Genomic DNA, 26246 nt, shown 5'->3' with positions numbered 1-26246 from the left:
ATAAAAAGCTGAGAGATTAGCTTTGCTAACTCCTCTCGGCTTGAATGAACCTGACAGGTTGTGCCATGAATACTGAATACCGCAAGCCTCTTCCGGGTACCTCTATAGATTTCTTTGATACCCGCCAAGCGATTGAAGATATCCAGCCAGGTGCTTATGCAAAACTGCCATACACGTCTCGTGTTTTGGCTGAGCAACTGGTACGTCGTTGTGAGCCATCTGCGCTGACCGACTCTCTAAAACAATTGATCGAAACTAAACGTACACTGGACTTCCCATGGTATCCAGCACGTGTTGTATGTCATGACATCCTTGGTCAGACTGCACTGGTTGACCTTGCAGGTCTGCGTGACGCGATTGCTGACCAAGGTGGTGATCCATCTAAGGTAAACCCTGTTGTACCAACTCAGCTTATCGTAGACCACTCTCTGGCTGTTGAAGCGCCAGGTTTCGATCCGGATGCATTTGAGAAAAACCGTGCGATTGAAGATCGCCGTAACGATGACCGTTTCCACTTTATAGACTGGTGTAAAACTGCGTTTGATAACGTAGATGTAATCCCAGCGGGTAACGGCATCATGCACCAGATCAACTTGGAGAAGATGTCTCCGGTCATCCAAAACCGTGATGGTGTGGCTTACCCAGATACTTGCGTAGGTACGGACTCCCACACGCCACATGTTGATGCACTAGGTGTAATCGCGATTGGAGTAGGTGGTCTAGAAGCAGAAACCGTTATGCTAGGTCTGCCTTCTATGATGCGTCTACCAGACATTGTGGGTGTGAAAATTGTTGGTGAACGCCAGCCTGGCATCACTGCGACAGATATCGCACTCGCAATGACTGAGTTCCTACGTAACGAGAAAGTTGTATCTGCTTACCTAGAATTCTTTGGTCCTGGTGCTGCTACCTTGTCTATCGGTGACCGTGCGACGTTGTCTAACATGACACCAGAATACGGCGCGTCTGCAGGTATGTTCTACATCGATGAGCAGACTATAGATTACTTGAAGCTAACAGGTCGTGAACCAGAGCAAGTAGCGCTAGTTGAGCAATATGCGAAACACACAGGCCTATGGGCTGATGATCTAGTTGAAGCTCAGTACGAACGTGTACTTGAGTTTGATCTATCTAGCGTTGTACGTAACATGGCGGGTCCTTCTAACCCACATCGTCGTCTACCAACGACTGCGCTAAATGAGCGTGGCATTGCTGGTGAAGATATGTTGGCTGCGGCAAAAGCTGAAGAAGCAGAAGGCCTAATGCCAGATGGTGCGGTAATCATCGCTGCTATCACATCTTGTACAAACACATCTAACCCGCGCAACGTTGTTGCTGCAGGTCTAGTTGCTAAAAAGGCAAACGAGCTAGGTCTAGTGCGTAAGCCTTGGGTTAAAACCTCTTTTGCACCAGGTTCTAAAGTTGCGAAACTTTACTTGGAAGAAGCAGGTCTATTACCAGAACTTGAGAAACTAGGTTTCGGTATCGTGGCGTACGCATGTACTACATGTAACGGTATGTCTGGTGCTCTAGACCCTGTTATCGAGAAAGAAGTCGTTGAACGCGATCTATACGCAACAGCTGTTCTATCGGGTAACCGTAACTTCGATGGGCGTATCCACCCACACGCCAAGCAAGCCTTCCTAGCGTCGCCACCGCTGGTAGTTGCTTACGCAATCGCAGGTACAGTTCGTTTCGATATCGAAAATGATGTATTGGCTGTAGTTGATGGCAAAGAGATCACACTAAAAGATCTGTGGCCATCAGATGAAGAGATCGATGAAATCGTAGCTAAGGCAGTTAAGCCAGAGCAGTTCAACCAGATCTACATCCCAATGTTCGATCTTGGTGACGTTGAGCGCGCAGAAAGCCCGCTTTACGACTGGCGTAAAATGTCTACTTATATTCGTCGCCCTCCATACTGGGAAGGTGCATTGGCAGGCGAGCGTACTATGAAAGGTATGCGTCCGCTGGCGGTTCTAGGTGACAACATCACAACTGACCACCTGTCCCCATCTAATGCGATTCAAGCGAGTTCTGCTGCAGGTGAATACTGCGCGAAGATGGGTCTTCCAGAAGAAGACTTTAACTCTTACGCAACTCACCGTGGTGACCACTTAACAGCACAGCGTGCAACGTTCGCTAACCCGAAACTGTTGAACGAAATGTGTCGTGATGAAAACGGTGAGATCAAGCAGGGTTCCCTTGCGCGTATCGAGCCAGAAGGTACAGAAAGCCGCATGTGGGAAGCAATTGAAACCTACATGGACCGTAAACAGAACCTGATCATTGTTGCAGGTGCTGACTACGGTCAGGGCTCTTCCCGAGATTGGGCTGCGAAAGGCGTTCGCCTTGCAGGTGTGGAAACAATCGTTGCTGAAGGCTTTGAGCGTATCCACCGTACTAACCTAGTTGGTATGGGTGTACTACCTGTTCAGTTCAAAGAGGGTGATACCCGTAACACTTACGGTATTGATGGTACTGAGACATTTGACATCGTTGGTGATATCTCACCACGTTGTGATCTAACTTTGATCATCAACCGTGCTAACGGCGAGAAGGTAGAAGTACCAGTGACTTGTCGTTTGGATACTGCTGCGGAAGTACATGTGTACAACGCGGGTGGTGTTCTACAGCGTTTCGCTAAAGATTTCCTAGAAGGAAATTAATAGCTGGCAGTTCCGATAGGCGTTGTTTGCAAATCCTAGCTCTACAGGCTCACGTAGGGCTGGGGTTTCAAAGTCGAGCAAGCAGCGCCCATCATTTTGCTGAGTTTCGAAGCAAAGCTTTTACTAACAATGACTGGCCAGAGTAGAGACTGCACGTGGCCTTGAATACAAGGTTATGTCAGTCATTGTTACTAAGCGTTTTATTCGAATTGATAGAGCAGCGTTAGATAGCTGTGTGAATCAAGTAGGAAAAGTTTATGTCACACGTACCACAGATAAAAATCCCAGCGACTTACTATCGCGGTGGAACCAGTAAAGGTGTTTTCTTTCGTCGTCAGGATCTGCCAGAAGTAGCGCAAGAGCCAGGCGAAGCTCGTGACAACATACTAATGCGTGTGATCGGTAGCCCAGACCCTTACGGCCAGCAGATTGATGGCATGGGCGGTGCAACATCCAGTACCAGTAAAACCGTTATTCTGGATAAAAGTTCAGAACCAGATCACGATGTGGATTACCTGTTCGGTCAGGTAGCGATCAACAAGCCTTTCGTAGATTGGTCGGGTAACTGCGGTAACTTGACTGCAGCGGTAGGTGCTTTCGCGATCAGTGGCGGTCTAGTTGACCCTGAGCGTATTCCTGAAAACGGTATCTGCACAGTTCGTATCTGGCAAAAGAATATTAAGAAAACCATTATTGCTCACGTGCCAATCACCAATGGCGAAGTGCAGGAAACCGGTGATTTTGAGTTAGACGGTGTAACTTTCCCCGCGGCTGAAGTTGTGATCGAGTTTATGGATCCGGCTGATGGTGAAGGTTCCATGTTCCCAACGGGTAACTTGGTTGATGATATGGAAGTACCGGGCATTGGTACCTTTAAAGCAACGTTCATCAATGCAGGTATCCCGACTATCTTCGTGAATGCTGAAGATATTGGCTACAAAGGCACTGAGCTACAGAAAGATATTAATGGTAATGCCGATGAGTTGGCGCGTTTCGAAACTATGCGTGCATACGGTGCTGTGCAGATGGGTTTGATCAGCGATATCTCAGAAGCGGTTGCACGTCAGCATACGCCGAAGATTGCGTTTGTTGCGCCTGCGACTGACTACGAAGCATCAAGCGGTAAGCAGATCTCTGCAAACGATATTGATGTATGTGTACGTGCATTATCTATGGGCAAGTTACACCATGCGATGATGGGCACGGCCTCTGTTGCTATTGCAACAGCTGCAGCTGTACCAGGAACCTTAGTCAACCTTGCTGCCGGTGGTGGTGAGCGTGAAGCGGTAACCTTTGGTCACCCATCTGGCACATTGCGTGTCGGTGCTGCCGCTGAAGAAGTTGATGGCGATTGGACTGCTAAGAAAGCGGTAATGAGCCGAAGTGCTCGTGTAATTATGGAAGGCAATCTACGCATTCCAGGAGACAGTTTCTAGTTCTAGAGTAACCCTGAAGGGCTCACTGGAGAGCTATTTTCCTATCAGAATAGTTTCTTCAGCTCTTCCTTAATGGCCACGCTTTTTAGCGTGGTTTTTTTTATCCAAAAAAACTAAAAGGCCATTTTCTTATGAGTTAGATGGCTTTTTGTTGGATAGGAAAAAAGAGCATACACCAGAAGAAAAGATAATGATGAGTCCAATACCACTGATCATATCTGGCCATTCATCAAACAACACAACGCCAAGTGTAGTGGCGATAATGAGTTGAGAATAAACGAGCGGCGCAACAATACTGGCTTCTAGGTGTTTGCTGGCTTGCAGGATAATTAGATTGCCAATGGCAGAAGCGAGTGAGCTCACTAATACTAGTGTGATTAGATTAGTATCTAATTCTGTAGGAATGGTAGGTACAGCTATAGGCGCTAGGGCTAAACTGCCTGCTAAGAGAGTGGATACCAGAATGAGTCTTGGTCTAAATTGTCCGGCCAGCCATCGATTGCATACCAGCATACAGCCAAAACACGTACCTGCTAGTAGTGCTAAAGGTGTGCCGGTTCCCATATCAAATCCTGGTTTTACTACCATCAGTACCGCGGCAAAGCCTATAAGCAAAGCGATTGAGCGCGCCGGTGTAATTGTCTCTTTAAGAATTAATCCGGCTAGAAAATAAGAAACGATTGGTCCTATAAAGAAGATACCAAAGACATTGGCGATAGGCTCGGTTTTCAGCGCTGTGAGCATGCTGAAGATAGCGCAGGTGAATAAACCTGCACGGATTAATAAGCGCCAGTTAAAGAGTTGACCGACCTCTTTAATCGTCAATCCAGAGAAGGGAAGAACAAATGCAAAGCCAACAGCGAGCCTGCTCCAAGCAATAAATAGTGGATCTACACCTTGAATGCCAAGCAGTTTACCGGCGGAGTCCCCAACAGGTATGAGCGACAAACCTACTAGCAGGAAAGCAATGAGAAGTGCTTTGGATTTTAATGTCATCCTTAACTCGGTATTAGGTATGTAGGTGTAAGGACAGTACCCTAAGTCTGTTCTGACGGCCAGTTATTCAGCTGTTAGAACGGGGCTTAGCTCTTTAAGCTCTTTCTCTATCAGTCTTTTGCTGCTTTTAGCTGTTTTCTACCGAACTTGGCCTGTCTTTAAACTTAATCCCACCAAAAGTACCAGCAGTCGTGGTTAAGTAGAACTTCTGCAAGTTTTGAAACTGTTTCCACGCCTTGATCTACAATATCCGGACAATATAGATATTGCTCCCAAGCCAGTTCCATTGCTTCTTCTGCGGTTTGTGGTGGCTTAGTAATATAAGCTTCAATCACGTCATTGCTGACCCCGACAATCTTAGCGCCATACTTTAGCTGCCAATGTTTCCACATGGCGCAGTGAACTTCTGGTTCAGGGCAGGCGTTCCAGCCACCAAATTTAAAATGAGCAGGGATCTTCCAACTGCTATCAGTTTTAATTTTGACGCCTAGAAGATTATCAACGGCTTCGCCAGTGACAAAGTCTGTCGCAAGATTAAAGCCCTGTTTATCGCTTGATTCAGCTTTCCATTCGCCGGTTATTTCTGCGAGGTTTAACTCCTCATCTGATTCTAACAGTTGGCGTCGTTTGCTGAGCCATGTAGCTGTTTTGATCTTGGCAGTGGCACGAATGATATCTTTTGGAGATTGCGAGCTTTCTAGAAGGTGCTCTTCAATATAAGATTTATCTTCTTCAGTACCGCATACCACCAGTTTGTTATCTTTGCTGCTTGCCTTAATAGCTTTTGCGAAGGCATCAGCTGGATCAAGATTGACGAATTTCATTTTCGGCCCTAAAGAATAATTTCGCGTAATGGTATCAGAAATAGGAGGGGGATTTATAAGTCTGTTTGAGTTGCTAAGGGAGTGGCTTAGTTAACAGTAATTTTTAAGTACGGGTCGAGCAGTTACGTGCAGTTGGAAGAAAGTGACTGATATTCTTTGATACGGTGTTAGGAGTGTTCTTCCGATCGGTGGCTTAAAGCTTAACGTAAGTCAGTAGCAAATTGCCTGATTTGATCTATGTGGAATATGCACAATACTGTTTAGATATTTGAGAAATTCGAGGCGTGCTAGATGGAGTTGAATCGATACATAGCAACGTTGTTATGTTTTTGTGCGCTATGTTCTTCAGTTGCCTTGGCTGATGATATTCCAGAAGTAGTCTTTGCTACGACGCTTCATTATCCTCCCTATGAGTATCGTGAAAATGGCGAGCCGAAAGGGCTTGCTGTAGATATCGCCAAAGAGGCTCTAACCCGAGTCGGCGTAAAGCAAATTGATTTTCAGTTTTTCCCTTGGAAGCGTGCGGTCTATGTGACTGAGCATGGAGAGCGTGATTTGCTGTTTAATGCGGGAAAAAATGAACCTCGCCAGAAGTGGGGTTACTACGTTGATAGTGTCTTGATTCAGCAAAGCTATGTGCTGTTTAAGCGCAAATCTGATCAATTTCAGGTTCAGCCTGATTTTTCAAATGTTAAAGATAAATATATCTCTGTTAGGGCGGGCTATCTATACGGAAGCGGTCTGTTCAGACAGGCGTTAGACAGTGAGAAGTTTCATAAAGTTGAGTTGGCTGATTCAACTGAACAAAGTGTTAAACAGTTGCTGAATGATCGAGTAGATATGTTTGTTGGTGATCTGCTGCCAGTGATGCACTACATCCAAAAGCAAGAACTGGAAGATCAGATCGATATTGTTCTCTACAACGGTGAGCGAATGGAGGTGCTTTCTTGGTCAACTTATCTGTTGTTTTCTAAGTTGAGAGTGACGCCAAGTTTTGTAGAGAAAGTTCGGTTAGCGATGGAGCAGATGAAGGCAGATGGAACCTTTGCTGCGATCGAAAGCAAATACCAATATTAGGCAAGGCTAGTCATTTGGCAGAGCATTAAACTCTTCGCGCTTTTCGTTCATCCAAGCCTGCATAGCTTCAGGGTCTAACATCATCAGCTGTACTTTTTGCATAGCTGCTAGGTGATCGGTATCTTGTTGCTGAAACATCTCCATACCATGTTGTTTTGCTAGTTCGGACATCTCTTCAAATGTATTGGCTTTAAACTCAAGATCGCAACCGCCGCCAAGTTGCCTGCAAGTCATGGTTTTCACGCTATTTCTCCTATAGAAAAAATTCTGTTTAGTTGTTCGCTTCAGGGTAGTCGAAAGGGCTTAATTGGACAAACTTCGTTTAAAGAGTATGTGTAAGAAGGAGGGAGTTCATGGCAGAAACAAAAAAGCCCGCTGATTTCTCAGCGGGCTTTTTCAACGAGTTAAGTAATTAGATTACTTAGCTTCGTTTTTAGCTTTTACTTCAGCGATTACTTCGTCAGCAACATTCTGTGGGCATGCTGCATAGCGTTCGAATTCCATAGAGAACTGACCGCGACCAGAAGTAATAGTACGTAGGTGACCGATGTAACCAAACATTTCAGATAGTGGAACGTCTGCTTTGATGCGTACGCCAGTAGCGCCAGCTTCTTGGTCTTTGATCATGCCACGACGACGGTTAAGGTCACCGATTACATCACCAACGTTGTCATCTGGAGTGAATACGTCAACTTTCATGATTGGCTCAAGAAGTTGTGCACCCGCTTTAGGGATAGACTGACGGAAAGCGCCTTTAGCTGCGATTTCGAATGCTACAGCAGAGGAGTCAACCGCGTGGAAGCCACCGTCGTATAGTTCGATTTCAACGTCTAGTACGGGGAAGCCTGCTAGTACACCTTGTTCCATCATGCCAGCGAAGCCTTTTTCGATCGCTGGGAAGAATTCTTTAGGTACGTTACCGCCTACTACTGTAGAAGTGAACGTAAAGCCAGAGTTTGGCTCACCTGGCTTGATGCGGTAATCGATCTTACCGTACTGACCAGAACCACCAGACTGCTTCTTGTGCGTGTAGCTGTCTTCAACAGACTGAGTGATCGTTTCACGGTATGCAACCTGTGGCTTACCTACTTCTAGCTCAACGCCGTAAGTACGCTTAAGGATGTCTACCTTAATGTCTAGGTGAAGTTCACCCATGCCTTTAAGGATTGTTTCACCAGAATCTTCGTCAGTTTCAACTACGAAAGATGGGTCTTCTGCAACCATCTTACCGATAGCGATACCCATTTTCTCAGTAGAACCTTTGTCCTTAGGAGTTACAGCAATAGAGATTACTGGCTCAGGGAAGATCATTGGCTCAAGAGTACAAGGGTTCTTCTGATCACATAGAGTGTGACCAGTCTGAACGTTCTTCATACCAACAATTGCGATGATGTCACCAGCTTGAGCAGAATCTAGCTCAGTACGGTCATCAGCGTGCATCTCAACCATACGGCCGATACGCTCAGTTTTGCCAGTGTAAGAGTTAAGGATTGTGTCACCCTTGTTAAGAACACCAGAGTAAACACGTACGAAAGTTAGAGCGCCGAAACGGTCATCCATGATCTTGAATGCAAGTGCACGGAATGGCTCATCTATAGCTACTGTAGCTACTTCGCCAGTTGGCTCACCAGTTTCTTTGTCAGTTAGTGGCTGAGCGTCAACTTCTACTGGGTTCGGTAGGTAGTCAACAACAGCATCTAGAACAAGCTGGATACCTTTGTTCTTGTATGCAGAACCACAGAAAGTTGGGAAGAAGTCTAGCTTACGAGTACCTTCACGAATGCAACGCTTGATGTCGTCCATTGATGGCTCAGTACCTTCTTCTAGGTATTCCATCATTAGGTCTTCGTCTTGCTCTAGAGCAGTTTCGATTAGTTGCTCACGGTACATAGCCGCATCGTCTACTAGGTCAGCAGGGATGTCAGTTACTTCGTAGTTCTCTGGAAGGCCAGAATCGTCCCAGATGTAAGCTTTTTGAGATAGAACGTCTACAACACCTGTGAAGTTGTCTTCACGGCCGATTGGTAGAGTCATAACTAGTGGGTTAGCGCCTAGTACGTTCTTAACCTGATCTACAACGCGGTAGAAGTCAGCACCAAGACGGTCTAGTTTGTTTACGAAGATCAAACGAGCTACTTCAGACTCGTTCGCGTAACGCCAGTTAGTTTCAGACTGAGGTTCTACACCACCGGAACCACAGAATACACCTACACCACCATCAAGTACTTTTAGGGAACGGTATACTTCAACTGTGAAGTCAACGTGGCCCGGAGTATCGATGATGTTCATGCGGTGATCTTTCCAGAAACAAGTCGTCGCTGCAGACTGGATTGTGATACCACGCTCAGCTTCCTGCTCCATGAAGTCAGTAGTAGCTTCGCCATCGTGAACGTCACCCATCTTATGGATCTTACCAGTAAGCTTAAGGATACGTTCTGTTGTTGTGGTTTTACCCGCATCTACGTGCGCGAAAATACCGATGTTTCTGTACTTGGTTAAGTCTGTCATCTCTATACTCGACTAAGTGAGGTCCTAAAATTGCGCGACAGTATACAAGGTTTTTTATGACTTTTCGAAGAAAAATTACAAGGAAATACTTCTTTCTGCTGATATTTATTTAAGAAGGGGGATTAACGCTAGGCTTTTAAAAATTCTGGTAGTTTTTTTAACTGAAAATTAGATTTTAAGTTACTGATATATGAGGGTTATTGATATTTTTCGGAATAAAAAAAATAAATTGCACTCCTTTATCGCTTTTATAACTCCCGATAGTGTTTGCTACCAAAAAATGGTCGTGCCCCCAAAAAAGAAACAGATTTAGATTGAATAGGGATTTGAATGATTGCGATGACTGATTATGATCCACTGTAGATAAATATTTTAGGTAGTTATGAGTATGTTAAGTGTTGATGTGCTGATCGGATTTATTGTTGCGTCTACGTTAATCTCCTATGCGCCAGGGCCCGATAATATTTTTGTTTTGATACAGTCGATTCTTCATGGTCGTAAGGCTGGTATTGTTGTCACTCTAGGTTTATGTACTGGTCTGCTATTTCACACCGTTGCTGTCACTTTAGGTGTGGCTGCAGTTTTTCAGGCCAGTGCTGTGGCGTTTACCCTGCTTAAAATCGTCGGTGTGGTTTATCTGCTTTATTTGGCGTTTATGTCCTTTCGTGCGGCTGCTGCCAAGGTGTCCATGTCAGAGCAGCCACAGCTTAGTGCGATGCAGCTCTATCGCCGTGGAATTCTGATGAGCTCTACTAATCCAAAATTGGCGATCTTCTTTATGGCCTTCCTGCCTCAGTTTGCCGACCCAGCGGTTGGCTCACTAAGTCAGCAGTTATTTACCTTAAGTATGGTTTTTATCGTTGTAGCTTTCTTTGTCATGAGCTCAGTGGCGCTACTTTCGGGGAGTTTGCGCGGTTGGGTTCAAGATTCCGAATTGGGTCAGTCGATTATTAATAAAGTCGCTGGCACCGTCTTTGTTGGTTTGGCGCTGAAGCTGGTAACGACTGAAAGATAATGCTGCTTCATCTTGCGTACTACTTAGCTAGATCACGCCAGTGATCGTAAACTTCAGTAATAAAGCCTGCGTGTATATAAGCTTGGCGAATCGCATCTGGTGATTTTTGTCTTTGCTCTTTGATGTAGCTTTGCAGAATATTGAAAAGCTGAGTATTACGCGCTGGCAAAATAAAAGAGCGGGATGCATCAAAGCTGACTTTTACCCCTGGTATTCTGATTAACTCTCCGCCGATCCTGGTGACGACCGGCTCTTTAAGGTAGGAGAGGGTAAAGTCACCACGGCCACTGGAGATAAAATTAGCTATCAAGTTTCTAGTGGGTAGCAGGTTAACTTGCTTAGCTCCTATGTTGTTGAGCGCGGCTTGGTCGGTTTTCCAGCTTTTAACGGTAACGCCTCTTAATTTACTGACATCGATACTATCACCTAACTCCAAAATGTCAGTTCTGTTCTTTGTAGAAAAAATGCCGACCTGGAATTCCCCTATTCGAATAACAGGGTGAGTGATTAATAGGTTTTCTTCCTTACGATGATCGCCCTCAAACAGCGATTGGCCAACCATATCAATCTTATTGTTGTTAGCTAGTTGAAGACCGCGGGCAACATTAGGGTATGGGACTAGTCGAAGTAGGTCGACGTATTTGGCCGATTTGACTGCGTTGCAAATGACCATGATATCCATGGTGATTCGTTGAGAACCTTTAAGTTGTTCGGAGTCTAGTTCTGGGCACTCTTTTACAGGTAATACATTTGAATAGCCGGCTCTACCTGCGGCTAATTTAAAATGCTCATTAACGTAATTAGCATGCACACCGATCGATAGAGTGTCTGCACTAAGGTGGCTTGATATTAATAACAGCAGTGTTAGAAAAGTTCGCATTGTACGGCTCAACCGAATTGGACCATTTTATTGTAGTAGATCAATCAGTTAAGGAATATAGAGCTTCTTAGGTTAAAAAGTCTCATATCAATGGCTATAATGCGCCTCCTTATTACAACGTGTGTTAGGTCAGGTATTAATGGACGCTCTCGACGAGATCAAAGAATTTTTAGCATGTGAAACTCCCGATTCTTGGATTCAAGCTGCATTGCAGAATCAGGATATTCTTCTGATTGATCATGCGCATTGTGAGAAGAAAGCGGCTTCGACAGCAATGACATTGATGTTTCGCTATGTTGATCGTCTTGAGTTGCTAAACAAGATGTCACGTTTGGCGCGTGAAGAGCTAATTCACTTTGAGCAAGTGTTGGCGATCATGCAGGATCGAGGTGTGGTTTATGACCATATGTCTTCTGCTCGATATGCGGGCGGTATGCGTTCCCATGTTCGTACTTCAGAACCGGGCCGTTTGATCGATGTGCTGATTATTGGTGCTTTTATAGAAGCGCGTTCATGTGAGCGTTTTGCCAAGCTTGCTCCGTTTTTAGATGATGAACTTGCGAAGTTCTATCGTTCATTACTGAAGTCTGAAGGCCGTCATTATCAAGATTACTTGGGTCTTGCTGAAGATTATGCCGGCGAGCCAATTGATGAGCGCGTGGCATTTTTCCGCGAAGTTGAGCGTGAGCTAATTGAGTCACCAGATGATGAGTTCCGTTTCCATAGCGGTGCACCAACATTCATCTGATTATTATGTAGGAGCCCACCCCCCGTGGGCGATTTTTATCATTTATCGCTCACAGGGTGAGCTCCTACATCACTCGATTTCGAAGCTAATGAGATCGTAACCATCTTGATCGACTTTAATATACCAGCCGAGTTCGTCCCAGTCGCCGAGCACAATACGTGTCGCAGACTCGGAAGCTAGCTCCACTTCATGTATAGCAGGTCTATGGGTATGACCATGGATCATCAGTGAAACTTTGTTATCAGCAAAAGATTGTTTAACCGCGTCTGCATTTACATCAGTGATGTAATCAGACTTTTCGGTTGTGCGTTGTTTGCTGGTGTCTCTCAGTTGTCGAGCGATAGCTAAACGCTCTTCTAATGACTTACTTAAGAAATCTTGTTGCCACTGTGGATTGCGAACCAAAGCGCGGAACTGCATGTACTCAGTATCATCTGTGCAAAGCTGATCACCATGAAGCACCACGGCATTGCCAATTGGCAGCGGAAGTACAAGTTCTTCAGGTAGAAGTTTGGCACCGATGCTTTGGCAGAACTGTTCGCCTACCAAAAAATCGCGGTTGCCGTGTTGGAAGAAAATTTCACAGCCTTTGTCACTCAATGTTTTGAGTTGCTGTAAAAGATCATCCAAGCCGGGGGTAGGGCAATCGTCGCCAATCCATGCTTCGAAAATATCCCCTAGAAGATACAGCTGTGTCGCATCGGCAGCAGTATGTTCTAGGAAATACGAAAACGCCCGGGTAAGATCCGGGCGTTCGGGTTTCAGATGTATATCTGAGACAAAGTATACGGGCATTATTCTTCTTCTGCGCTTTCTACTTCTTCTGTAGCGATTTCAGCTGACTCGATGATGATGTCTTCAACCGGTACATCTTGATGGCCAGCGCGGATAGTAGTTGATGCTGCTTTTAGTTTGTTAACTACATCCATACCGTCAACAACTTTACCAAATACCGCGTAACCCCAGCCTTCAGTTGTCTTAGCTGTGTGGTCAAGGAAAGTGTTGTCAGAAACATTAATAAAGAACTGTGCAGATGCGCTGTGTGGATCCATTGTGCGTGCCATAGCGATAGTGCCTGCCGCATTAGATAGACCGTTGTCTGCTTCGTTTTCAATAGTTTCGCGAGTGGTTTTTTGTACCATACCTGGTTCAAAACCGCCGCCTTGGATCATGAAGCCATTGATTACACGATGGAAAATAACGCCATCGTAGAAGCCTTCCGTGACATATTGCTCGAAGTTTGCTGCTGTTTTCGGAGCTTTTTCGTGGTCTAGCTCTATAGAGATATCACCAAAATTAGTATGGAGGATGATCATTGTTGTAAAGTCCACTTCTTCGCCTTTGACTGGCCCATTATACGCAAGTCTAAGAGAAACGCATCACTGTTTATTCCTAAGTGGCGAATAATTGATTCTAAAGTACCAACCCCAAAGAATTGTAGGCAACCTTTTTGGTATGCGGAGATTACTTAGAAATTTATTGAAAAAATCTTACTGATATTCACTGCCAATTAGGCGGCGCATCCGTTTATAATGTACAACAATTTATGCCCTGTGGATGTGGACGCGTTTCGGGGCAATTCAGAATTCATGCAATGTCGGGATTAAGACGTTTTTATGAGCAATACAGAAAGCAGTAAACCTACTAACTTTATTCATCAGGTGATTGAACAGGATCTGGAAGCCGGTAATAACAACGGAAAAGTTGTTACGCGTTTTCCGCCAGAGCCAAATGGTTATCTTCACATTGGCCACGCTAAGTCTATCTGCCTGAACTTTGGCACTGCTGACAAGTATAACGGCGAATGTAATCTACGTTTTGATGACACTAACCCGACCAAAGAAGATCAAGAATACGTTGATGCCATCAAGAAAGATGTTGAATGGCTAGGCTTTAAGTGGGCGGGTGAAGTTCGTTACGCGTCAAACTACTTTGATCAGTTCTACTCGTGGGCACAGCACCTTGTTCGTGAAGGCAAAGCATACGTTTGTGATCTAAGCCCAGAAGAGGCTAAAGAATACCGTGGTTGGGCAACTGAACCAGGTAAAGACAGCCCATTCCGTGAGCGTTCACCTGAAGAGAACCTTGATCTGCTTGAACGCATGCGCAAGGGGGAGTTTGACGAAGGTAGTTGTGTACTGCGCGCTAAGATCGACATGACCTCTTCTAACATGAACCTGCGTGACCCGATTCTTTACCGAATCCGTAAAGAGTCTCATCACCAGACAGGTGACAAGTGGTGCATCTACCCAAGCTACGACTTTGCACATGGCCAAGAAGATGCGATTGAAGGCGTAACGCACTCGATTTGTACACTAGAGTTTGCTGATCACCGTCCATTGTACGAGTGGTTCATCGAAAACCTACCAGTACCATCAACGCCGCGTCAGTATGAGTTTGGTCGTCTAAACCTAAACTACACAGTAACCAGTAAGCGTAAGCTGAAGCAGCTTGTTGATGAGAACCATGTAAATGGTTGGGATGACCCACGTATGCCAACTATCTCTGGCCTACGTCGTCGTGGTTATACGCCTGCTGCCGTACGTAACTTCTGTGACAGTCTAGCGGTTGCTAAAACTGACGGCACAGTTGATATGGCTCAGTTCGAATTCTTCGTGCGTGAAGACCTAGACAAGAATGCACCGCGTGCAATGTGTGTTGTTCAGCCACTGAAAGTCACAATCACTAATTATGACGAAGGTCAGGAAGAGTGGTTCGAGCTACCTAAACACCCTAAAGATGAAACTATGGGTGTTCGTAAAGTGCCGTTCACACGCAACATTCTTATCGAACAAGACGACTTTGCTGAAGTACCGCCACGTAAGTGGAAGCGTCTAACGCAAGGCGTTGCGGTTCGTCTACGTGGCTCTTACGTTATTACCTGCCAAGAAGTGATCAAAGATGCGGATGGTAACGTTGTTGAATTGAAATGTACTTACGATCCAGCAACTGCCGGTGCTAACCCTGAAGGCTACAAAGCTAAAGGCGTTGTGCATTGGGTATCTGCTGATAACTCTGTACCTTGCGAAGTGCGCGAGTACGATCGTTTGTTCTCAGAAGCAAACCCAACAGGCGATAAGGAAAAAGATTTCCTTGAGTTTATCAACCCAGAATCTCTAGTAGTTCGAACTGACAGCCGTTGTGAAGTGGGTCTGGCTGATGCAGCAGTAGAAAGCGCTTACCAGTTTGAGCGTACCGGTTACTTCTGCGTAGATTCAGACTCTGCAGCTGATAAGTTGGTATTTAACCGTACCGCTGGCCTGCGTGATTCGTGGGGCAAGTAAAGATTAAGACCGGCTGGTAACAGCTAAGGTCAGCTAAAACCGGCTAAGAGCAGAGATACTTTTAGCCGGTTTTTCGTTTAGAGCTGATTTTATCCGCACCAAGCTGTTTCTTCCTGCTTTATCCGTATTACCCGCCCTTATTAACCCCTTCACGACAGGCACTTAATAGCTGCTCTGCAAAATCGTCTTCATTAACCGCTCTGGCAATCGCAACCCCACCAATCATTAGCACGGCTTTCTTAATCGCTTCGCTCTCATCCAGGGCTGGCTGGCCTTCATTTAGCTCATGGATATTATTGATAAAGCCTTTCAGTACGCGCGTATAGGTGGTGCGGACCTGATCATCTCGTTGATGAATATCAGTGGTTAAAAACGCTAATGGACAGCAGAACTCACCGTTTCGATGTTTGTCGCTGAGGTAAGTTTCAATAATATCCGATAGCTGAAAACCCGAGCGTTCAATGGTATGGCTTTTGGCTAGGTGGGCTGCACTCAGAATCGCTTCGGCGTATAGATCGCTCTTAGACTCAAAGTGATTGTAAAACGCCCCACGGGTAAGGCCGGCGTGTTTCATCACATCGTTAATCGCCACTTTATCAAAGCCATCTTTGGTAAAGAGTTCTGCAGCGCTATCAATAATCTTTTTACGACTCTGCTGCTTTTGTTCAGCCGTCCAACCCATAAAACTACTCCTGTACTTGCTTATGCCGGAGTATGGCATAAGTTTAAAATATGTTCTTGAACATATTGTGTTGGTCAATAAAGTGGAGCTCAGGTAGTTAACCGAATGAGTTAACCGAATTAGATAACAGGAGTTTAAGCATGACTGCACCAATCCGAATTTATGGTCCATCTTTCAGTACATTTGTGCGCAGTGTGATGATGGCTTGCGAGCTAAAAGGATTGCCTTACGAGGTAACTACACAAGTGGATGGCGAAGCAGTGGGTTTTCATACCCCGGGCCACAAAGCGATCCACCCATATACAAAATTCCCAGTGCTTCTAACTGAGAAAGGGCCAATTCCAGAGACCGTTGCGATTCTGCATTACTTAGAAAATGAATACGGCGGTGCAAAGCTTTATCCAACCGATCCATATGCTCAAGCCCAAGTGGAAGCATGGAGTGGTATCAGCGGTATCTATGTGGATTTTGAAATCGTGCGTAAAGTACTGCTTGAGTTCATCTTCCCGAAAGGTGAAAACGGCACAGTACGTATGGATAAAGTTGAAGCTGCTGTCCCAGGTATCGAAAACGCACTATCCGTCGTTGCTGATCAGCTAGCTGATTATCCTTTTATCTGCGGTTACGAACTTACAGCTGCAGACCTAATCTTGATCCCGATTATCGATTACATCGAAGGTAATGAAGTAGGCAAGCCGCTGGTAGCTAAGCATGAAAATCTACTTAACTATATCCAGACGATTCGTCAGCAGGATTTTGCTAAAGATATTCTTAAATAGATTCAGGACGCTACGCTAGAGGACGCTGCTTCGCAGCTAGAGATCGGCTTCGCCTTTTAGGACGCTTCGCTAGAGAAAAAGCAAAAGAGTAATTCAGAAGTTGATTAGAAAGTAGGGTGTAATGGGATGACTGTTACACCCTTTTTTTATGGTTTGATTTATATATTAGGCATGACTGATGCTTGCTTTCCATCTAGTGCCAAGTTAAAAATACCTATAAACAGACAGATGGACGTCTGGCATAGGTAGATATATGACCCTCTATATTTACAAATGTTAAATATCAAAAGGGATTAAGTGCTTCATGCCAACACTTCGAAATTCAGTTATTAATCAAATACTGAACTATTTAGAGTACGGAGATTTCTGTGTAGAGGATTTTGATTCCCAATTTCCGGATGATTCAACAGTTCTTGCGCAGATTACTTTCAAAGCATTGCCAAAATATACCTTTGTGCTCGATGAAACATATTCAGGTGGATCTATTGGTTCTGCCTTAGCTGTGATGGGGCAAGGAAACGCCAAGAAAGTCATTAGAACTGTTGAAAAGCCAGGTACATATAAAAACCATGAATCAAGAACTCATAATGATATTGATTCCGCTATTAGTAGAATATCCGAATGGGTTTGTAGTATTAGAGATGATTTGATTGGTTCAAGAGCTGCATTGCGTTCAACTATTGATGAGTTAACCGAGAACTTTCAAAAAAGTATTGACGAAAACATTGTTGACCCAGAGTCTTACTTTGAAGCCCATGAAGAAGATGCTATCAAGTCTAAGCTAGATGAACTTCATCAAAGGGTTTCAGAACTAGAAGAAAAACTTGGGTTTACTTCTGAAGAAACTTCGAAGCTCGAGAGAGCAATTGAGAAAAGTAAATCTGATCTTAAGTTGTACCCAAAAGGAGTTTGGTACAAAACAGCAGGTACGAAATTACTAACTGTAATGAAAGGGATATTGAAGTCGAAGGAAGGTAGAGAAATACTGTCGGATCTTGCAAAAAAGTTGTTGCAGTAGAGGAATCTCTATGGGAAACGTCACATGTATTTCATTCAAACAGTCATTTTCGGCTTGTACAAAACTATACCTAACTCCTAGGTTTTTTAAGCATACATAGATATTTAGCAAGAATATGAAAACTCTGAGTGAATCCCCGAAGGAAGCAGTTTCTAGCTATATTAATTCGTTATCTGTTGACTATTATAAGTGGTATGACGAGCAAAAAAATAGGAATAAGCGTTGGTGGAGCATTCTTAATTTTCTCATTATCGGAGCAAGCGTCATTACTACGATTATGGCTGCCCTTCAAACTTCCGAAATTGGGTTTATAAAAAACAATATTACTGTTATCCAGGTTCTTCTTGTGCTCATTCCTCTCATTGGGACGGCGGCATCTGCTGTTCTAATGCAAACGAAAGCATTAGAGCTTTATAATCTTAGGGAAAAAGGGAGGGAGGAAATTCAATATTTATTAGATGACGGTAAGCGTAGGTATGCTGCGTGCAATACTGATGAAGAATATTCTAAGCTGCATGAGTATCTCGTAAACGAGGTTAGGAAAGTTGAACAAAGCCAAGCCAGTGATTTCTTTAATACGGCAGGTAATAATTCATAATTGTGCGGGCTATGAAATGCCTTACGATGCAAACTGAGAGGGTGTTAGCTGCCCATCTAATTCCCAACATCTAGGAAATATCATGAAAGAGATCACCAGAATAAATCATGTAGGGTTGAGAGTTCGGGATATGGAGGTCTCTCGTGAATTCTATGAGAAGCTTGGGTTTGAGTTTCTTGTTGGTCCTGTGGGGCCAGAACCTGTCGCTATTATTGAGCATCCATCGGGAATAAATATAAATCTAATTTTGAATGTCTCTAAAGAGGCACCAAAGAAGAATATGTTGATGGAAGCAGACCTTAAATACCCCGGCTATACACATATTGCTCTTGAAATAACCGATTATAATTCCGCAAAAAATAGCATTGAGGAGCTTGGTTTCCCGATTACTGGAGAGGTTGAATACGAGGGGGCTAGTTTTTTCTTTATTAGAGATCCTGATGACAATGTAATCGAGTTTCATCAACCAGCCAGTAGGGTGTAATAGCGGAGCGTATTACACAAATCCGTACGATCTATGCCGCAAAGGCTTTTCCTCTAGCCGCGTAGCGGCGTCCTCTAGCGAAGCGTCCTAAAAGGCGAAGCCGATCTCTAGCTGCGAAGCAGCGTCCTATTTCTTAAAAACCACCGTCCGATTACCATTGAGAAATACCCGTTTCTCAATATGGTATTTCACCGCTCGAGAGAGTGTGATGCGCTCTATATCTCTTCCTTTAGCGATTAGATCTTCTGGATAGTAGGTATGGTCAACGGGTTCTATACCTTGTGCAATGATAGGGCCTTCGTCGAGATCGGCATTGATATAGTGTGCGGTAGCGCCCACCGTTTTTACACCTTTTTCATAAGCCTGATGATAGGGTTTTGCGCCTTTAAACCCTGGTAGCAACGAATGATGGATATTGATCGCCCAACCTTCCAATTTTTGGCAGAGCTCATCAGAAAGAACTTGCATATATCTAGCTAAGACAACGAGATCGGCTTTAGTGTCCTGAATTATTTTCCAGAGTTGCTGTTCCTGCTGCTGTTTACTTTCTCGAGTAATAGGAAGGTGGTGATAAGGGATCTGATACCAGTCTGCTAAATCTTTCAGATCGGGGTGATTAGAAATGATGGCGGGTATCTCGATGTTTAGCTGACCAATCTGTTTTTTGTAGAGCAGGTCATTAAGGCAGTGATCAAATTTCGACACCAGAATAACAACTCTGGGTTTGTAATCGCTAGGCTGTAATTCCCATTGCATATCAAACTTTTCAGCTCTGAGGGAAAAGTGCTGGCAGAATGAGCTCTGATCAAAGTGGCTATTGGTTCTAAAGCATGCTCGGATAAAAAAATGCTGACTGCTTTCGTCATCAAAGGAGTGGAGCTCTTCTATGTAGTGTTCGTTCTCGTAGAGAAAACCCGTCACAGCATCAACCGTACCCAGTTCACTGGGACAGCTTGCAGTGAGTATCCATGAGCTGCCAGTCATTTCACTCTCCTCACCAGATAATCATTAAGTTTAGACGATTTTTTTTGGTGTCACAGAGGGTTATGAGGCATAAGAGTGGAGGCTGATATTGTCTGTAAGAATCTTTAAAAGAAAGATATTTGATTGTTCAAACTGTGTCTGTAAGCAAAATAGGGTCAGGTCTTGCTTATTGCGCTAAAAATATTCTTTTCTATGCACGCATAACGTAAGACCTAGCCCTTAGATTTTTGTAGGTTGTTCATTCAAAAATCTCGATTGAAGCACTTAGCATGAGTACCTCATGATTGAATGAATCCTCATTTGTTTGTGTAACTTTCTCTGGAACAACATAGCCTTTTGCGAGCAAGTATTGCTCAGTAGCTTCAGCCAATTTATTTCTTGCAGCCATTTCCTCTTGTAACTGTGCAACTTGATCATCCAGCCATTCGGAGCCACTGTCTGCTGAGGCAAAGGGGGCTGCTAAAAGTAATGCCATCAAAATTGCTTTGGTTTTCATAGTGGTCACCCTTATCTGTTCTCGGATTAACCCGTTTGGTTATCCATGATTTAAGGTTATGTGGCCTTGCTGAATTTAGGTATGGAGGGAACTGACCATTATTTCTATTTCAACGAGAATAGCCAGAACTGACTATAGGGGGCAGACACTGAATAAACTCCTATACTCGATATATGAAATGCATGAACTGTGGTAAAGGAAACCGCTTAAATGCACGCTTTTGTGATGGCTGCGGAACTAAGCTTATAAACAGGGAGATAGACCCTGTATGTGAGTTGTTTGTAGGTCGTGAGAAAGAACTTAATTCCATTACTCAGGCGATTAATGATGCTTCGTCTGGAAGAGGTAGGATTGTGCTGCTTTCTGGTGAGGCTGGTATAGGAAAAACCAGTACAGCAGAAATTGCGATAGAACTTTCCACTTCAAGGGGCTTTAAAGCATATAGTTGTTACTGTCATGAGGCCGCAGGTGCTCCACCATTCTGGCCTTGGATTCAATTACTCCGAAGCTGGCTGGAAAATTGCTCCGATGAGGAAATAGAAGCCCTTCCTGCTGAAAACCAAGGGGCTATTGCTGAGCTCATTCCAGAACTACTTACGAAATTACCACAAAAACCAAGTGTTATAACGGATATTAATGATGAAGTGGCCCGTTTCAAACTGTTCGACGCTATAACTAATTTATGGCTCAGTGCTTCACAGTTTCAACCTCTAGTACTTGTTTTTGATGATTTGCAGTGGGCTGATACATCTTCGTTAAAATTGCTTGAATTTTTCGCCAGGGAAGTGGAAAAAAAGCAATTTTGCTTGTAGTAACATTTAGAGAAAACGAGATAACACGAACTCACCCTTTATCCGATATTCTTGGAGGTTTAACTCGTTGCCTAGGTACTCTTAGGTTGGAGTTATCAGGCCTTAATCTTATAGAAGCGAGTCAATACTTTTCAATTGTTACGGGCGAGACTCTACCTCCAGCTAAAGTGACAAATATCCATAAACGAACAGAAGGTAATCCTCTTTTTTTAGCGGAAATGGCTCGGTATTTTCAGAATGAGGGGTTACCGAGCATTTCTGGACAGTGCCAGCAAGCTGATTCTATACCCCTGCCTAAAGGGATCAGTGAAGTCATCGGACGTCGATTGAATCAAGTATCCCAGGACTGCAATGAAATGCTGAAGTTTGCTGCGGTGATAGGAAGATGCTTTGAACTGTCAGTGTTGAAAAAGCTTTGTGAGGATTTACCGTTTAATATCGATCTTGGTGCTCTAATAGAAGAAGGCCTTAATGCCTATATCCTGACAAACACTAATGAATACGAACAATATCAGTTTTCGCATGCATTGATACAAGATACTCTCTACACTGAAATACCTCGTGCGAAAAAAGCTTCTTTGCACCAAAAGATAGCAAATGTTCTGGAATGCTACTTTAAAGAAGGCAGAGATCAGAACGTTATTCCTCTTGCATATCATTATGCCGCTTCTTTACCGAATGGTGATCATCAAAAGGCGCTAGAGTATTCTGAATTAGCAGGCAATCAGGCTGATAAAATGTTGGCGTTTGAAGAGGCGGCCAAGTTCTATCAGACAGCAATAAGTCTCCTGGATTTAAAGCCAAGTGTTATTCGCTTTAGGCTTAATTTTTCTATGGGAGAATCTCTTCTTAATGTAGGAGAAAGCCTTAAAGCTTTACATGCTTTCCATCAGGCTATTGATATTGCATCAAAACTTGAACTTTATTCAGAGCAAGCTAGAGCGACGGTTATGTATGAAGAAGCTTGCTGGCGTCCAGGTTTACCAGGGCATGTCGCTGTTAAATTACTCAGAGCATCTTATGCAAGGCTGGAAAGTTCGGAGAGTTTGCTCAAGGTTCAGGTTTTAGCATCGTTAACACGTGCATTGATTTTTACTGGAGATCTTGAGGAAGCACATAAGGTAAACACCAAAGCAGAAGAGATGGCCAGAAACCTTGGAGATCCTTCGTCATTAGTTTTTGTATTATTGTCAGGCCTTGCGGCTAGATGGGGACCAGAAAGATTAACTTCTCGATTAGCAGCGGCTAGAGAAGCGATTCATCTAGCAACGGAACTTGGGGACATTAAACGTCGGGTCGACCTGGCCGGATGGTATATGTTCGATCTCCTTGAGGCTGGTGATTCTGCTGCTGCACTAAGGGCCTTTGAATTGCAGAACCATCTTGCCCATCAACTTCACCAACCCTATTGGCTCTATGTAGGTAAGCTCTTTAGAGCTACGTTGGCGTTGTTTAATGGACAGATGCAAGAATCTGAAACTATCGCTATGGAAGCAATGGAAACCGGCGGGCAATTAATTGGACAGGATGTAGCGGGGGTCTTTGGTTTACAGATTTTTAATTTGCGTCGTGAACAAGGGCGGCTACATGAAGTAGAACCAGTACTTTTAGAGTTCATGAAAAATGCCCCATCGGAGTCAACTTGGCGTCCGGGCCTGGCTATTTTATTTGCAGAATTAGATAAAAGAGAGCTTGCTGAAAACGAATTTAATCTCCTGTCAGAAGACAGCTTTTCTTGTATACCAAGAGACGCGCTTTGGCCCGGATGTTTAACATACTTGGCTGAAGTATGCGTATATTTAAGGGATCAGGATAAAGCAGCTGAACTTCATGAGTTTTTATTGCCTCATGATGGATTAAACATCGTAGTGGGAGCTTGCACTGCTTGTCATGGTGCGGCTGCGCGTTTACTTGGTATGTTAGAAAATGTGATGCAGCGTTGGGATGAAGCTGAAATGCATTTTGAATCCGCGATACAAATGAATGCTCGCCAAGGCGCAAAACCTTGGCTCGCTCATAGCCAGTTCGAATACGCAAAGATGTTAATCGAAAGAGGGGCTGAGGGGGATAAACAAAAGTCACTGAAACTATTAGCCAGTGCCTTGGATACTGCAAATGATATTGGTATGAAAGGACTTGTTTCCAGCATTAGTAACATGAATTCGCAGGTCTCTGTAGCTATAGAAAAACCAATTTATGCTAGTGGCTTAACTAAAAGAGAAGTTGAAGTATTACAGTTGGTAGCTAAGGGAAAATCGAATAAGGAAATTGCACGTGTGCTATATAGAAGCGAAAACACCATTGCCAATCACATTCATCATATTTTGGAAAAAACTGGGAGTGCCAACCGCGCTGAAGCAGTTGCATTTTCGGTTCGAAATAAAATTACTCTCGATTAAATCAAGAGGCGGCAAACATTTCGGGTTTTAACTTGTCTACCTCAACAATTACATCTGCTGGAATATTTGCTCGCTCCGCAGCTTCTCTTATGGCATCTGCACTAATTGCTTCATACAGGCAGTACGTTTTTTTCTTATCGCCTGTTAGAAATGAATATAACCAACGTACACCAATATCATCATTAATCTCTTTGACTGCGGCAGCTGAATCTGGAGTTATTTCAAGTTTTTCAGCCCAATTCCGTTCTATTAGAAAAAGTGCCATAGTATTTCCCTCACTTAGGTGCTGACAAAAGCTTAGACCACCCAGAAGGAAAGTGAGAACACTAGAGGGGGATGAATGGAGTGAATAAGCGAGTTTCAGAACCTCACTGGCTTAGTTCGCTAGCTATTGTGCCTGGGGCATCTAATCTCAGAGGCTTTTCCTGTAGCTGCGAAGCAGCGTCCTGCCCTTAAACCTTAAACTTCCCAAGTTCCGCATCCTGCTTCCTCGTCAGGTCTGTCATTTGATGGCAGTTTGATTCCTGTGCTTTGGCGTTATTAGAGACAGATTGGCTAAGGTCGCGAATATTAGTGGTGTTGCGATTGATCTCTTCTGAGGTGGCGCTTTGTTGTTCGGCTGCTGTAGCAATCTGTACCGTCATCTGGTTTATTTCTTGGATGTTATCGCGGATGGTATTAAGTACCGTATCTGCTTCACTCGCAACGTTTTGGGTTTGAGCGGCGAGTTCACGACTTTGGGTGATGGTTGTTTCTGCGTTTCTTACCCCGGACTGAAGCTGCTGAATCATATCTTTTATCTCTTCAGTCGATTGTTGCGTTCTGGAGGCTAGGGCTCGGACTTCGTCGGCAACTACGGCAAACCCTCGGCCTTTATCGCCTGCGCGGGCAGCCTCAATAGCGGCGTTAAGCGCAAGCAGGTTGGTTTGGTCTGCAATTTCGGTAATGACGGTGAGTATGGATTCGATATTGTTACTGTAGCTGGCTAGCTCATTGATGGTATTTACAATATTTTCCATATCATCTGCTAAATGGCTGATCGATTGAGTCGTTCTGGATACTACTGCAACACCGTCACTGGCAGCGGAATCCGCACGTTGGGCTGAGTCAGCGGCGTGTTGCGCATTAGTTGCAACGTCTTGTGCCGTGGCAGACATCTGGTGCATGGCGGTAGCTAACTGATCAAGTTCATATAACTGTTTCTCTAGCTCATTAGCGGCAGAGGAGGCTGAGGTGAAGGTTTGATCACTGTTCGAGCGTACATCAGTTGAGATTTGTTTCACTCGAATAATCAGGTCTTGCAGGTAACCAATAAACTGGTTGAAGTCTGTTGATACTTGGCCAAACTCATCTTTGGTTTTCACTTCCAAGCGTTTAGTTAAATCACCTTCGCCACTATTGATCTCGACTAAGGAACTACGTAGGTTTTCTAGAGGAAGTAGCTGCTTAGATACGGTCACATATAAAGCGCCGCTGCAGATTAATGCACTGATAATCGTTGCGATGAGAGCTGTGACACCTATTTGATTGGCTTCTGCCATAACAAGGCCTTTATCTAAAGCAACCCCGATCAACCATTGGCTGCCTTGAAGTCCTTCGAGCTTACTAAACGAGACGAATACGGTATCGCCATTAACAGATGCTTCGGCAAGTTCAGGGTTAAAGCTAGGAGCTTTCCCATCAAACAACTCGTTAATGGATTTACCATTCATATCTCCGTTGGGATGGCTAATTATGTTGCCGTTTGCGTTGAGCAGGAATGCGTAACCGGTGTTGTTGAAGTTAAGAGTATTCAGAGCATCTGATACGGTTTTTAAACTTAGATCACCACCGAATGCACCTTTGAATTGGCGATTGTCATAGAAGTTTGCCACTGCTGAGATAAGGATTTCACCACTGGCGGCATCGGCATAAGGGTCGGTTAACACTGCTCTGTCATTTTGTTTAGCATAAGGATACCAAGGACGTTTTCTTGCATCCCAGCCAGTAGGGTTCCATTCCGGATCATTAGTTATTTTTTTGCCGTCGGTATCTAACCCACCAAAAATCAAAATAAACTCTTTTTTGAGGATGGGGTTATCAAAGGTGGATTGTATGGTTTCTTGAGAAAAGTCTGCGTTGATACTCTCCGCCATCATGTCGATAAGTTTTAATTTGGCGTTGAGCCAGTTGGTTATCTGATAGCTCAGGACTAAGGTGGCTTCTTGGGTACTTTGCTCTGTTTTCTCATACAGAGCATCTCTGACGCTGCTGTATTGAATCCATGAATAGATCGCAAAGGTTAGAACCACAACGGTGGAAGCGAGTAAGGCTACCTTATGTGAAACTTTCATACAGTTAACCTCAAAGACGAGACTTCAAGTTGATCAATAGCGTCGCAAAGCAAATTTGTTTGCATTGATAACTAGTTATTTTAGACCAGATATTCAGAAGGCAATTTCGGTTTATGAATTTGTTGGGGTTTAATGGTTATCTCTATGCTAAGTACTTGAGTTAAATACTTGGTTTTTTGTGGTAGTATCTGCGCCCCAGATCTGCTGCGAAGCAGATTACTTGT

24 protein-coding genes are annotated in these 26246 nt (G+C 44.1%); 12 read left to right on the top strand and 12 right to left on the bottom strand.

The window, feature by feature from the left end:
- Positions 1-65: 65 nt before the first annotated feature.
- Both acnD and prpF read left to right on the top strand, forming a co-directional pair.
- A complete protein-coding gene (gene acnD, locus ACMXYR_RS09360) occupies positions 66-2669 on the top strand; it encodes a Fe/S-dependent 2-methylisocitrate dehydratase AcnD (RefSeq protein ID WP_415898472.1) in 2604 nt (867 codons plus the stop codon).
- A gap of 257 nt (positions 2670-2926) precedes the next feature.
- The gene (gene prpF, locus ACMXYR_RS09355) at positions 2927-4105 is read left to right on the top strand and encodes a 2-methylaconitate cis-trans isomerase PrpF (protein ID WP_415901354.1); all 1179 of its coding nucleotides are present in this window, start codon (positions 2927-2929) and stop codon (positions 4103-4105) included.
- Between the two features lie 129 nt (positions 4106-4234).
- On the opposite strand, the gene ACMXYR_RS09350 is transcribed toward prpF, so the two are convergent.
- Positions 4235-5101: a DMT family transporter gene (locus ACMXYR_RS09350; RefSeq protein ID WP_415901353.1), complete on the bottom strand. Its 867-nt coding sequence runs from the start codon at positions 5099-5101 to the stop codon at positions 4235-4237.
- A 164-nt stretch (positions 5102-5265) separates the two neighbouring features.
- Positions 5266-5925 carry a DUF4253 domain-containing protein gene (locus ACMXYR_RS09345; protein ID WP_415901352.1) on the bottom strand — a complete coding sequence of 220 codons (660 nt, stop codon included), beginning with the start codon at positions 5923-5925 and terminating at the stop codon, positions 5266-5268.
- A gap of 291 nt (positions 5926-6216) precedes the next feature.
- Between ACMXYR_RS09345 and ACMXYR_RS09340 the strand changes: the two genes are divergently transcribed.
- Positions 6217-7002 (top strand): substrate-binding periplasmic protein, encoded by a 786-nt coding sequence (locus ACMXYR_RS09340; protein WP_415901351.1) that lies wholly within the window; start codon positions 6217-6219, stop codon positions 7000-7002.
- A 6-nt stretch (positions 7003-7008) separates the two neighbouring features.
- On the opposite strand, the gene ACMXYR_RS09335 is transcribed toward ACMXYR_RS09340, so the two are convergent.
- On the bottom strand, positions 7009-7236 hold the full coding sequence (locus tag ACMXYR_RS09335) for a DUF1059 domain-containing protein (protein ID WP_415884661.1): 228 nt from the start codon (positions 7234-7236) through the stop codon (positions 7009-7011).
- Positions 7237-7419: 183 nt separating this feature from the next.
- The gene (gene fusA, locus ACMXYR_RS09330) at positions 7420-9510 is read right to left on the bottom strand and encodes an elongation factor G (RefSeq protein WP_415881519.1); all 2091 of its coding nucleotides are present in this window, start codon (positions 9508-9510) and stop codon (positions 7420-7422) included.
- A 382-nt stretch (positions 9511-9892) separates the two neighbouring features.
- On the opposite strand from fusA, the gene ACMXYR_RS09325 reads away from it, so the two are divergent.
- Positions 9893-10525 carry a LysE family translocator gene (locus tag ACMXYR_RS09325; protein WP_415901350.1) on the top strand — a complete coding sequence of 211 codons (633 nt, stop codon included), beginning with the start codon at positions 9893-9895 and terminating at the stop codon, positions 10523-10525.
- A 19-nt stretch (positions 10526-10544) separates the two neighbouring features.
- Here ACMXYR_RS09325 and ACMXYR_RS09320 read toward each other — a convergent pair whose 3' ends face one another.
- Positions 10545-11405 (bottom strand): hypothetical protein, encoded by an 861-nt coding sequence (locus ACMXYR_RS09320; protein WP_415901349.1) that lies wholly within the window; start codon positions 11403-11405, stop codon positions 10545-10547.
- A 139-nt stretch (positions 11406-11544) separates the two neighbouring features.
- Here ACMXYR_RS09320 and ACMXYR_RS09315 point away from each other — a divergent pair, with 139 nt between their 5' ends.
- Positions 11545-12153 (top strand): tRNA-(ms[2]io[6]A)-hydroxylase, encoded by a 609-nt coding sequence (locus ACMXYR_RS09315; RefSeq protein WP_415881516.1) that lies wholly within the window; start codon positions 11545-11547, stop codon positions 12151-12153.
- A gap of 69 nt (positions 12154-12222) precedes the next feature.
- On the opposite strand, the gene ACMXYR_RS09310 is transcribed toward ACMXYR_RS09315, so the two are convergent.
- The gene (locus ACMXYR_RS09310; RefSeq protein ID WP_415901348.1) at positions 12223-12948 is read right to left on the bottom strand and encodes a UDP-2,3-diacylglucosamine diphosphatase; all 726 of its coding nucleotides are present in this window, start codon (positions 12946-12948) and stop codon (positions 12223-12225) included.
- Positions 12948-13469 carry a peptidylprolyl isomerase gene (locus tag ACMXYR_RS09305; protein WP_415898239.1) on the bottom strand — a complete coding sequence of 174 codons (522 nt, stop codon included), beginning with the start codon at positions 13467-13469 and terminating at the stop codon, positions 12948-12950. The genes ACMXYR_RS09310 and ACMXYR_RS09305 overlap by 1 nt, the downstream gene beginning before the upstream one ends.
- A 300-nt stretch (positions 13470-13769) precedes the next feature.
- Between ACMXYR_RS09305 and ACMXYR_RS09300 the strand changes: the two genes are divergently transcribed.
- Positions 13770-15437, top strand: coding sequence for a glutamine--tRNA ligase/YqeY domain fusion protein (locus ACMXYR_RS09300; RefSeq protein WP_415901347.1), 1668 nt, complete (start codon positions 13770-13772; stop codon positions 15435-15437).
- 127 nt (positions 15438-15564) lie between these two features.
- On the opposite strand, the gene ACMXYR_RS09295 is transcribed toward ACMXYR_RS09300, so the two are convergent.
- Positions 15565-16119: a TetR/AcrR family transcriptional regulator gene (locus tag ACMXYR_RS09295; protein ID WP_415881513.1), complete on the bottom strand. Its 555-nt coding sequence runs from the start codon at positions 16117-16119 to the stop codon at positions 15565-15567.
- 140 nt (positions 16120-16259) lie between these two features.
- Here ACMXYR_RS09295 and ACMXYR_RS09290 point away from each other — a divergent pair, with 140 nt between their 5' ends.
- From ACMXYR_RS09290 to ACMXYR_RS09275, 4 genes are all read left to right on the top strand, one after another.
- Positions 16260-16898, top strand: a complete 639-nt coding sequence (locus tag ACMXYR_RS09290) for a glutathione S-transferase family protein (RefSeq protein WP_415888414.1) — start codon at positions 16260-16262, stop codon at positions 16896-16898.
- Positions 16899-17202: 304 nt separating this feature from the next.
- The gene (locus tag ACMXYR_RS09285) at positions 17203-17916 is read left to right on the top strand and encodes a hypothetical protein (RefSeq protein ID WP_415901346.1); all 714 of its coding nucleotides are present in this window, start codon (positions 17203-17205) and stop codon (positions 17914-17916) included.
- A 115-nt stretch (positions 17917-18031) separates the two neighbouring features.
- On the top strand, positions 18032-18514 hold the full coding sequence (locus tag ACMXYR_RS09280) for a hypothetical protein (protein WP_415901345.1): 483 nt from the start codon (positions 18032-18034) through the stop codon (positions 18512-18514).
- An 82-nt stretch (positions 18515-18596) separates the two neighbouring features.
- The gene (locus ACMXYR_RS09275; protein ID WP_415901344.1) at positions 18597-18998 is read left to right on the top strand and encodes a VOC family protein; all 402 of its coding nucleotides are present in this window, start codon (positions 18597-18599) and stop codon (positions 18996-18998) included.
- A 126-nt stretch (positions 18999-19124) separates the two neighbouring features.
- Here ACMXYR_RS09275 and purU read toward each other — a convergent pair whose 3' ends face one another.
- Positions 19125-19982, bottom strand: coding sequence for a formyltetrahydrofolate deformylase (gene purU, locus ACMXYR_RS09270; protein ID WP_415901343.1), 858 nt, complete (start codon positions 19980-19982; stop codon positions 19125-19127).
- A 238-nt stretch (positions 19983-20220) separates the two neighbouring features.
- Entirely contained in the window at positions 20221-20478 is a 258-nt protein-coding gene (locus ACMXYR_RS09265) for a hypothetical protein (RefSeq protein ID WP_415901342.1), read from the bottom strand.
- Between the two features lie 182 nt (positions 20479-20660).
- Between ACMXYR_RS09265 and ACMXYR_RS09260 the strand changes: the two genes are divergently transcribed.
- Positions 20661-21290: an ATP-binding protein gene (locus ACMXYR_RS09260; RefSeq protein WP_415901341.1), complete on the top strand. Its 630-nt coding sequence runs from the start codon at positions 20661-20663 to the stop codon at positions 21288-21290.
- A gap of 86 nt (positions 21291-21376) precedes the next feature.
- A complete protein-coding gene (locus ACMXYR_RS09255) occupies positions 21377-23689 on the top strand; it encodes a helix-turn-helix transcriptional regulator (RefSeq protein WP_415901340.1) in 2313 nt (770 codons plus the stop codon).
- A gap of 1 nt (position 23690) precedes the next feature.
- Here ACMXYR_RS09255 and ACMXYR_RS09250 read toward each other — a convergent pair whose 3' ends face one another.
- Positions 23691-23954 carry a DUF4242 domain-containing protein gene (locus tag ACMXYR_RS09250; RefSeq protein WP_415901339.1) on the bottom strand — a complete coding sequence of 88 codons (264 nt, stop codon included), beginning with the start codon at positions 23952-23954 and terminating at the stop codon, positions 23691-23693.
- A 187-nt stretch (positions 23955-24141) separates the two neighbouring features.
- Complete coding sequence (locus ACMXYR_RS09245; protein ID WP_415901338.1) at positions 24142-26022, bottom strand: methyl-accepting chemotaxis protein; 1881 nt, start codon at positions 26020-26022, stop codon at positions 24142-24144.
- Positions 26023-26246: the final 224 nt, after the last annotated feature.

Source organism: Neptuniibacter sp. QD29_5, assembly GCF_047778125.1.
GTDB lineage: Bacteria > Pseudomonadota > Gammaproteobacteria > Pseudomonadales > Balneatricaceae > Neptuniibacter.
Note: the sequence above shows the minus strand (reverse complement) of the source record. Positions and strands in the feature narration are given on the sequence as shown.

Bases quoted from the DNA above. Each gene is read 5' to 3' on its own strand.
- ACMXYR_RS09325 (WP_415901350.1), top strand. From the start codon at position 9,893: ATGAGTATGTTAAGTGTTGATGTGCTGATCGGATTTATTGTTGCGTCT.
- ACMXYR_RS09245 (WP_415901338.1), bottom strand. From the start codon at position 26,022: ATGAAAGTTTCACATAAGGTAGCCTTACTCGCTTCCACCGTTGTGGTT.
- ACMXYR_RS09250 (WP_415901339.1), bottom strand. From the start codon at position 23,954: ATGGCACTTTTTCTAATAGAACGGAATTGGGCTGAAAAACTTGAAATA.
- ACMXYR_RS09350 (WP_415901353.1), bottom strand. From the start codon at position 5,101: ATGACATTAAAATCCAAAGCACTTCTCATTGCTTTCCTGCTAGTAGGT.
- acnD (WP_415898472.1), top strand. From the start codon at position 66: ATGAATACTGAATACCGCAAGCCTCTTCCGGGTACCTCTATAGATTTC.
- ACMXYR_RS09285 (WP_415901346.1), top strand. From the start codon at position 17,203: ATGCCAACACTTCGAAATTCAGTTATTAATCAAATACTGAACTATTTA.
- ACMXYR_RS09290 (WP_415888414.1), top strand. From the start codon at position 16,260: ATGACTGCACCAATCCGAATTTATGGTCCATCTTTCAGTACATTTGTG.
- ACMXYR_RS09335 (WP_415884661.1), bottom strand. From the start codon at position 7,236: ATGACTTGCAGGCAACTTGGCGGCGGTTGCGATCTTGAGTTTAAAGCC.
- prpF (WP_415901354.1), top strand. From the start codon at position 2,927: ATGTCACACGTACCACAGATAAAAATCCCAGCGACTTACTATCGCGGT.
- purU (WP_415901343.1), bottom strand. From the start codon at position 19,982: ATGACTGGCAGCTCATGGATACTCACTGCAAGCTGTCCCAGTGAACTG.
- fusA (WP_415881519.1), bottom strand. From the start codon at position 9,510: ATGACAGACTTAACCAAGTACAGAAACATCGGTATTTTCGCGCACGTA.
- ACMXYR_RS09320 (WP_415901349.1), bottom strand. From the start codon at position 11,405: ATGCGAACTTTTCTAACACTGCTGTTATTAATATCAAGCCACCTTAGT.
- ACMXYR_RS09340 (WP_415901351.1), top strand. From the start codon at position 6,217: ATGGAGTTGAATCGATACATAGCAACGTTGTTATGTTTTTGTGCGCTA.
- ACMXYR_RS09305 (WP_415898239.1), bottom strand. From the start codon at position 13,469: ATGATCATCCTCCATACTAATTTTGGTGATATCTCTATAGAGCTAGAC.
- ACMXYR_RS09295 (WP_415881513.1), bottom strand. From the start codon at position 16,119: ATGGGTTGGACGGCTGAACAAAAGCAGCAGAGTCGTAAAAAGATTATT.
- ACMXYR_RS09345 (WP_415901352.1), bottom strand. From the start codon at position 5,925: ATGAAATTCGTCAATCTTGATCCAGCTGATGCCTTCGCAAAAGCTATT.
- ACMXYR_RS09265 (WP_415901342.1), bottom strand. From the start codon at position 20,478: ATGAAAACCAAAGCAATTTTGATGGCATTACTTTTAGCAGCCCCCTTT.
- ACMXYR_RS09315 (WP_415881516.1), top strand. From the start codon at position 11,545: ATGGACGCTCTCGACGAGATCAAAGAATTTTTAGCATGTGAAACTCCC.
- ACMXYR_RS09300 (WP_415901347.1), top strand. From the start codon at position 13,770: ATGAGCAATACAGAAAGCAGTAAACCTACTAACTTTATTCATCAGGTG.
- ACMXYR_RS09260 (WP_415901341.1), top strand. From the start codon at position 20,661: ATGAACTGTGGTAAAGGAAACCGCTTAAATGCACGCTTTTGTGATGGC.
- ACMXYR_RS09280 (WP_415901345.1), top strand. From the start codon at position 18,032: ATGAAAACTCTGAGTGAATCCCCGAAGGAAGCAGTTTCTAGCTATATT.
- ACMXYR_RS09310 (WP_415901348.1), bottom strand. From the start codon at position 12,948: ATGCCCGTATACTTTGTCTCAGATATACATCTGAAACCCGAACGCCCG.
- ACMXYR_RS09275 (WP_415901344.1), top strand. From the start codon at position 18,597: ATGAAAGAGATCACCAGAATAAATCATGTAGGGTTGAGAGTTCGGGAT.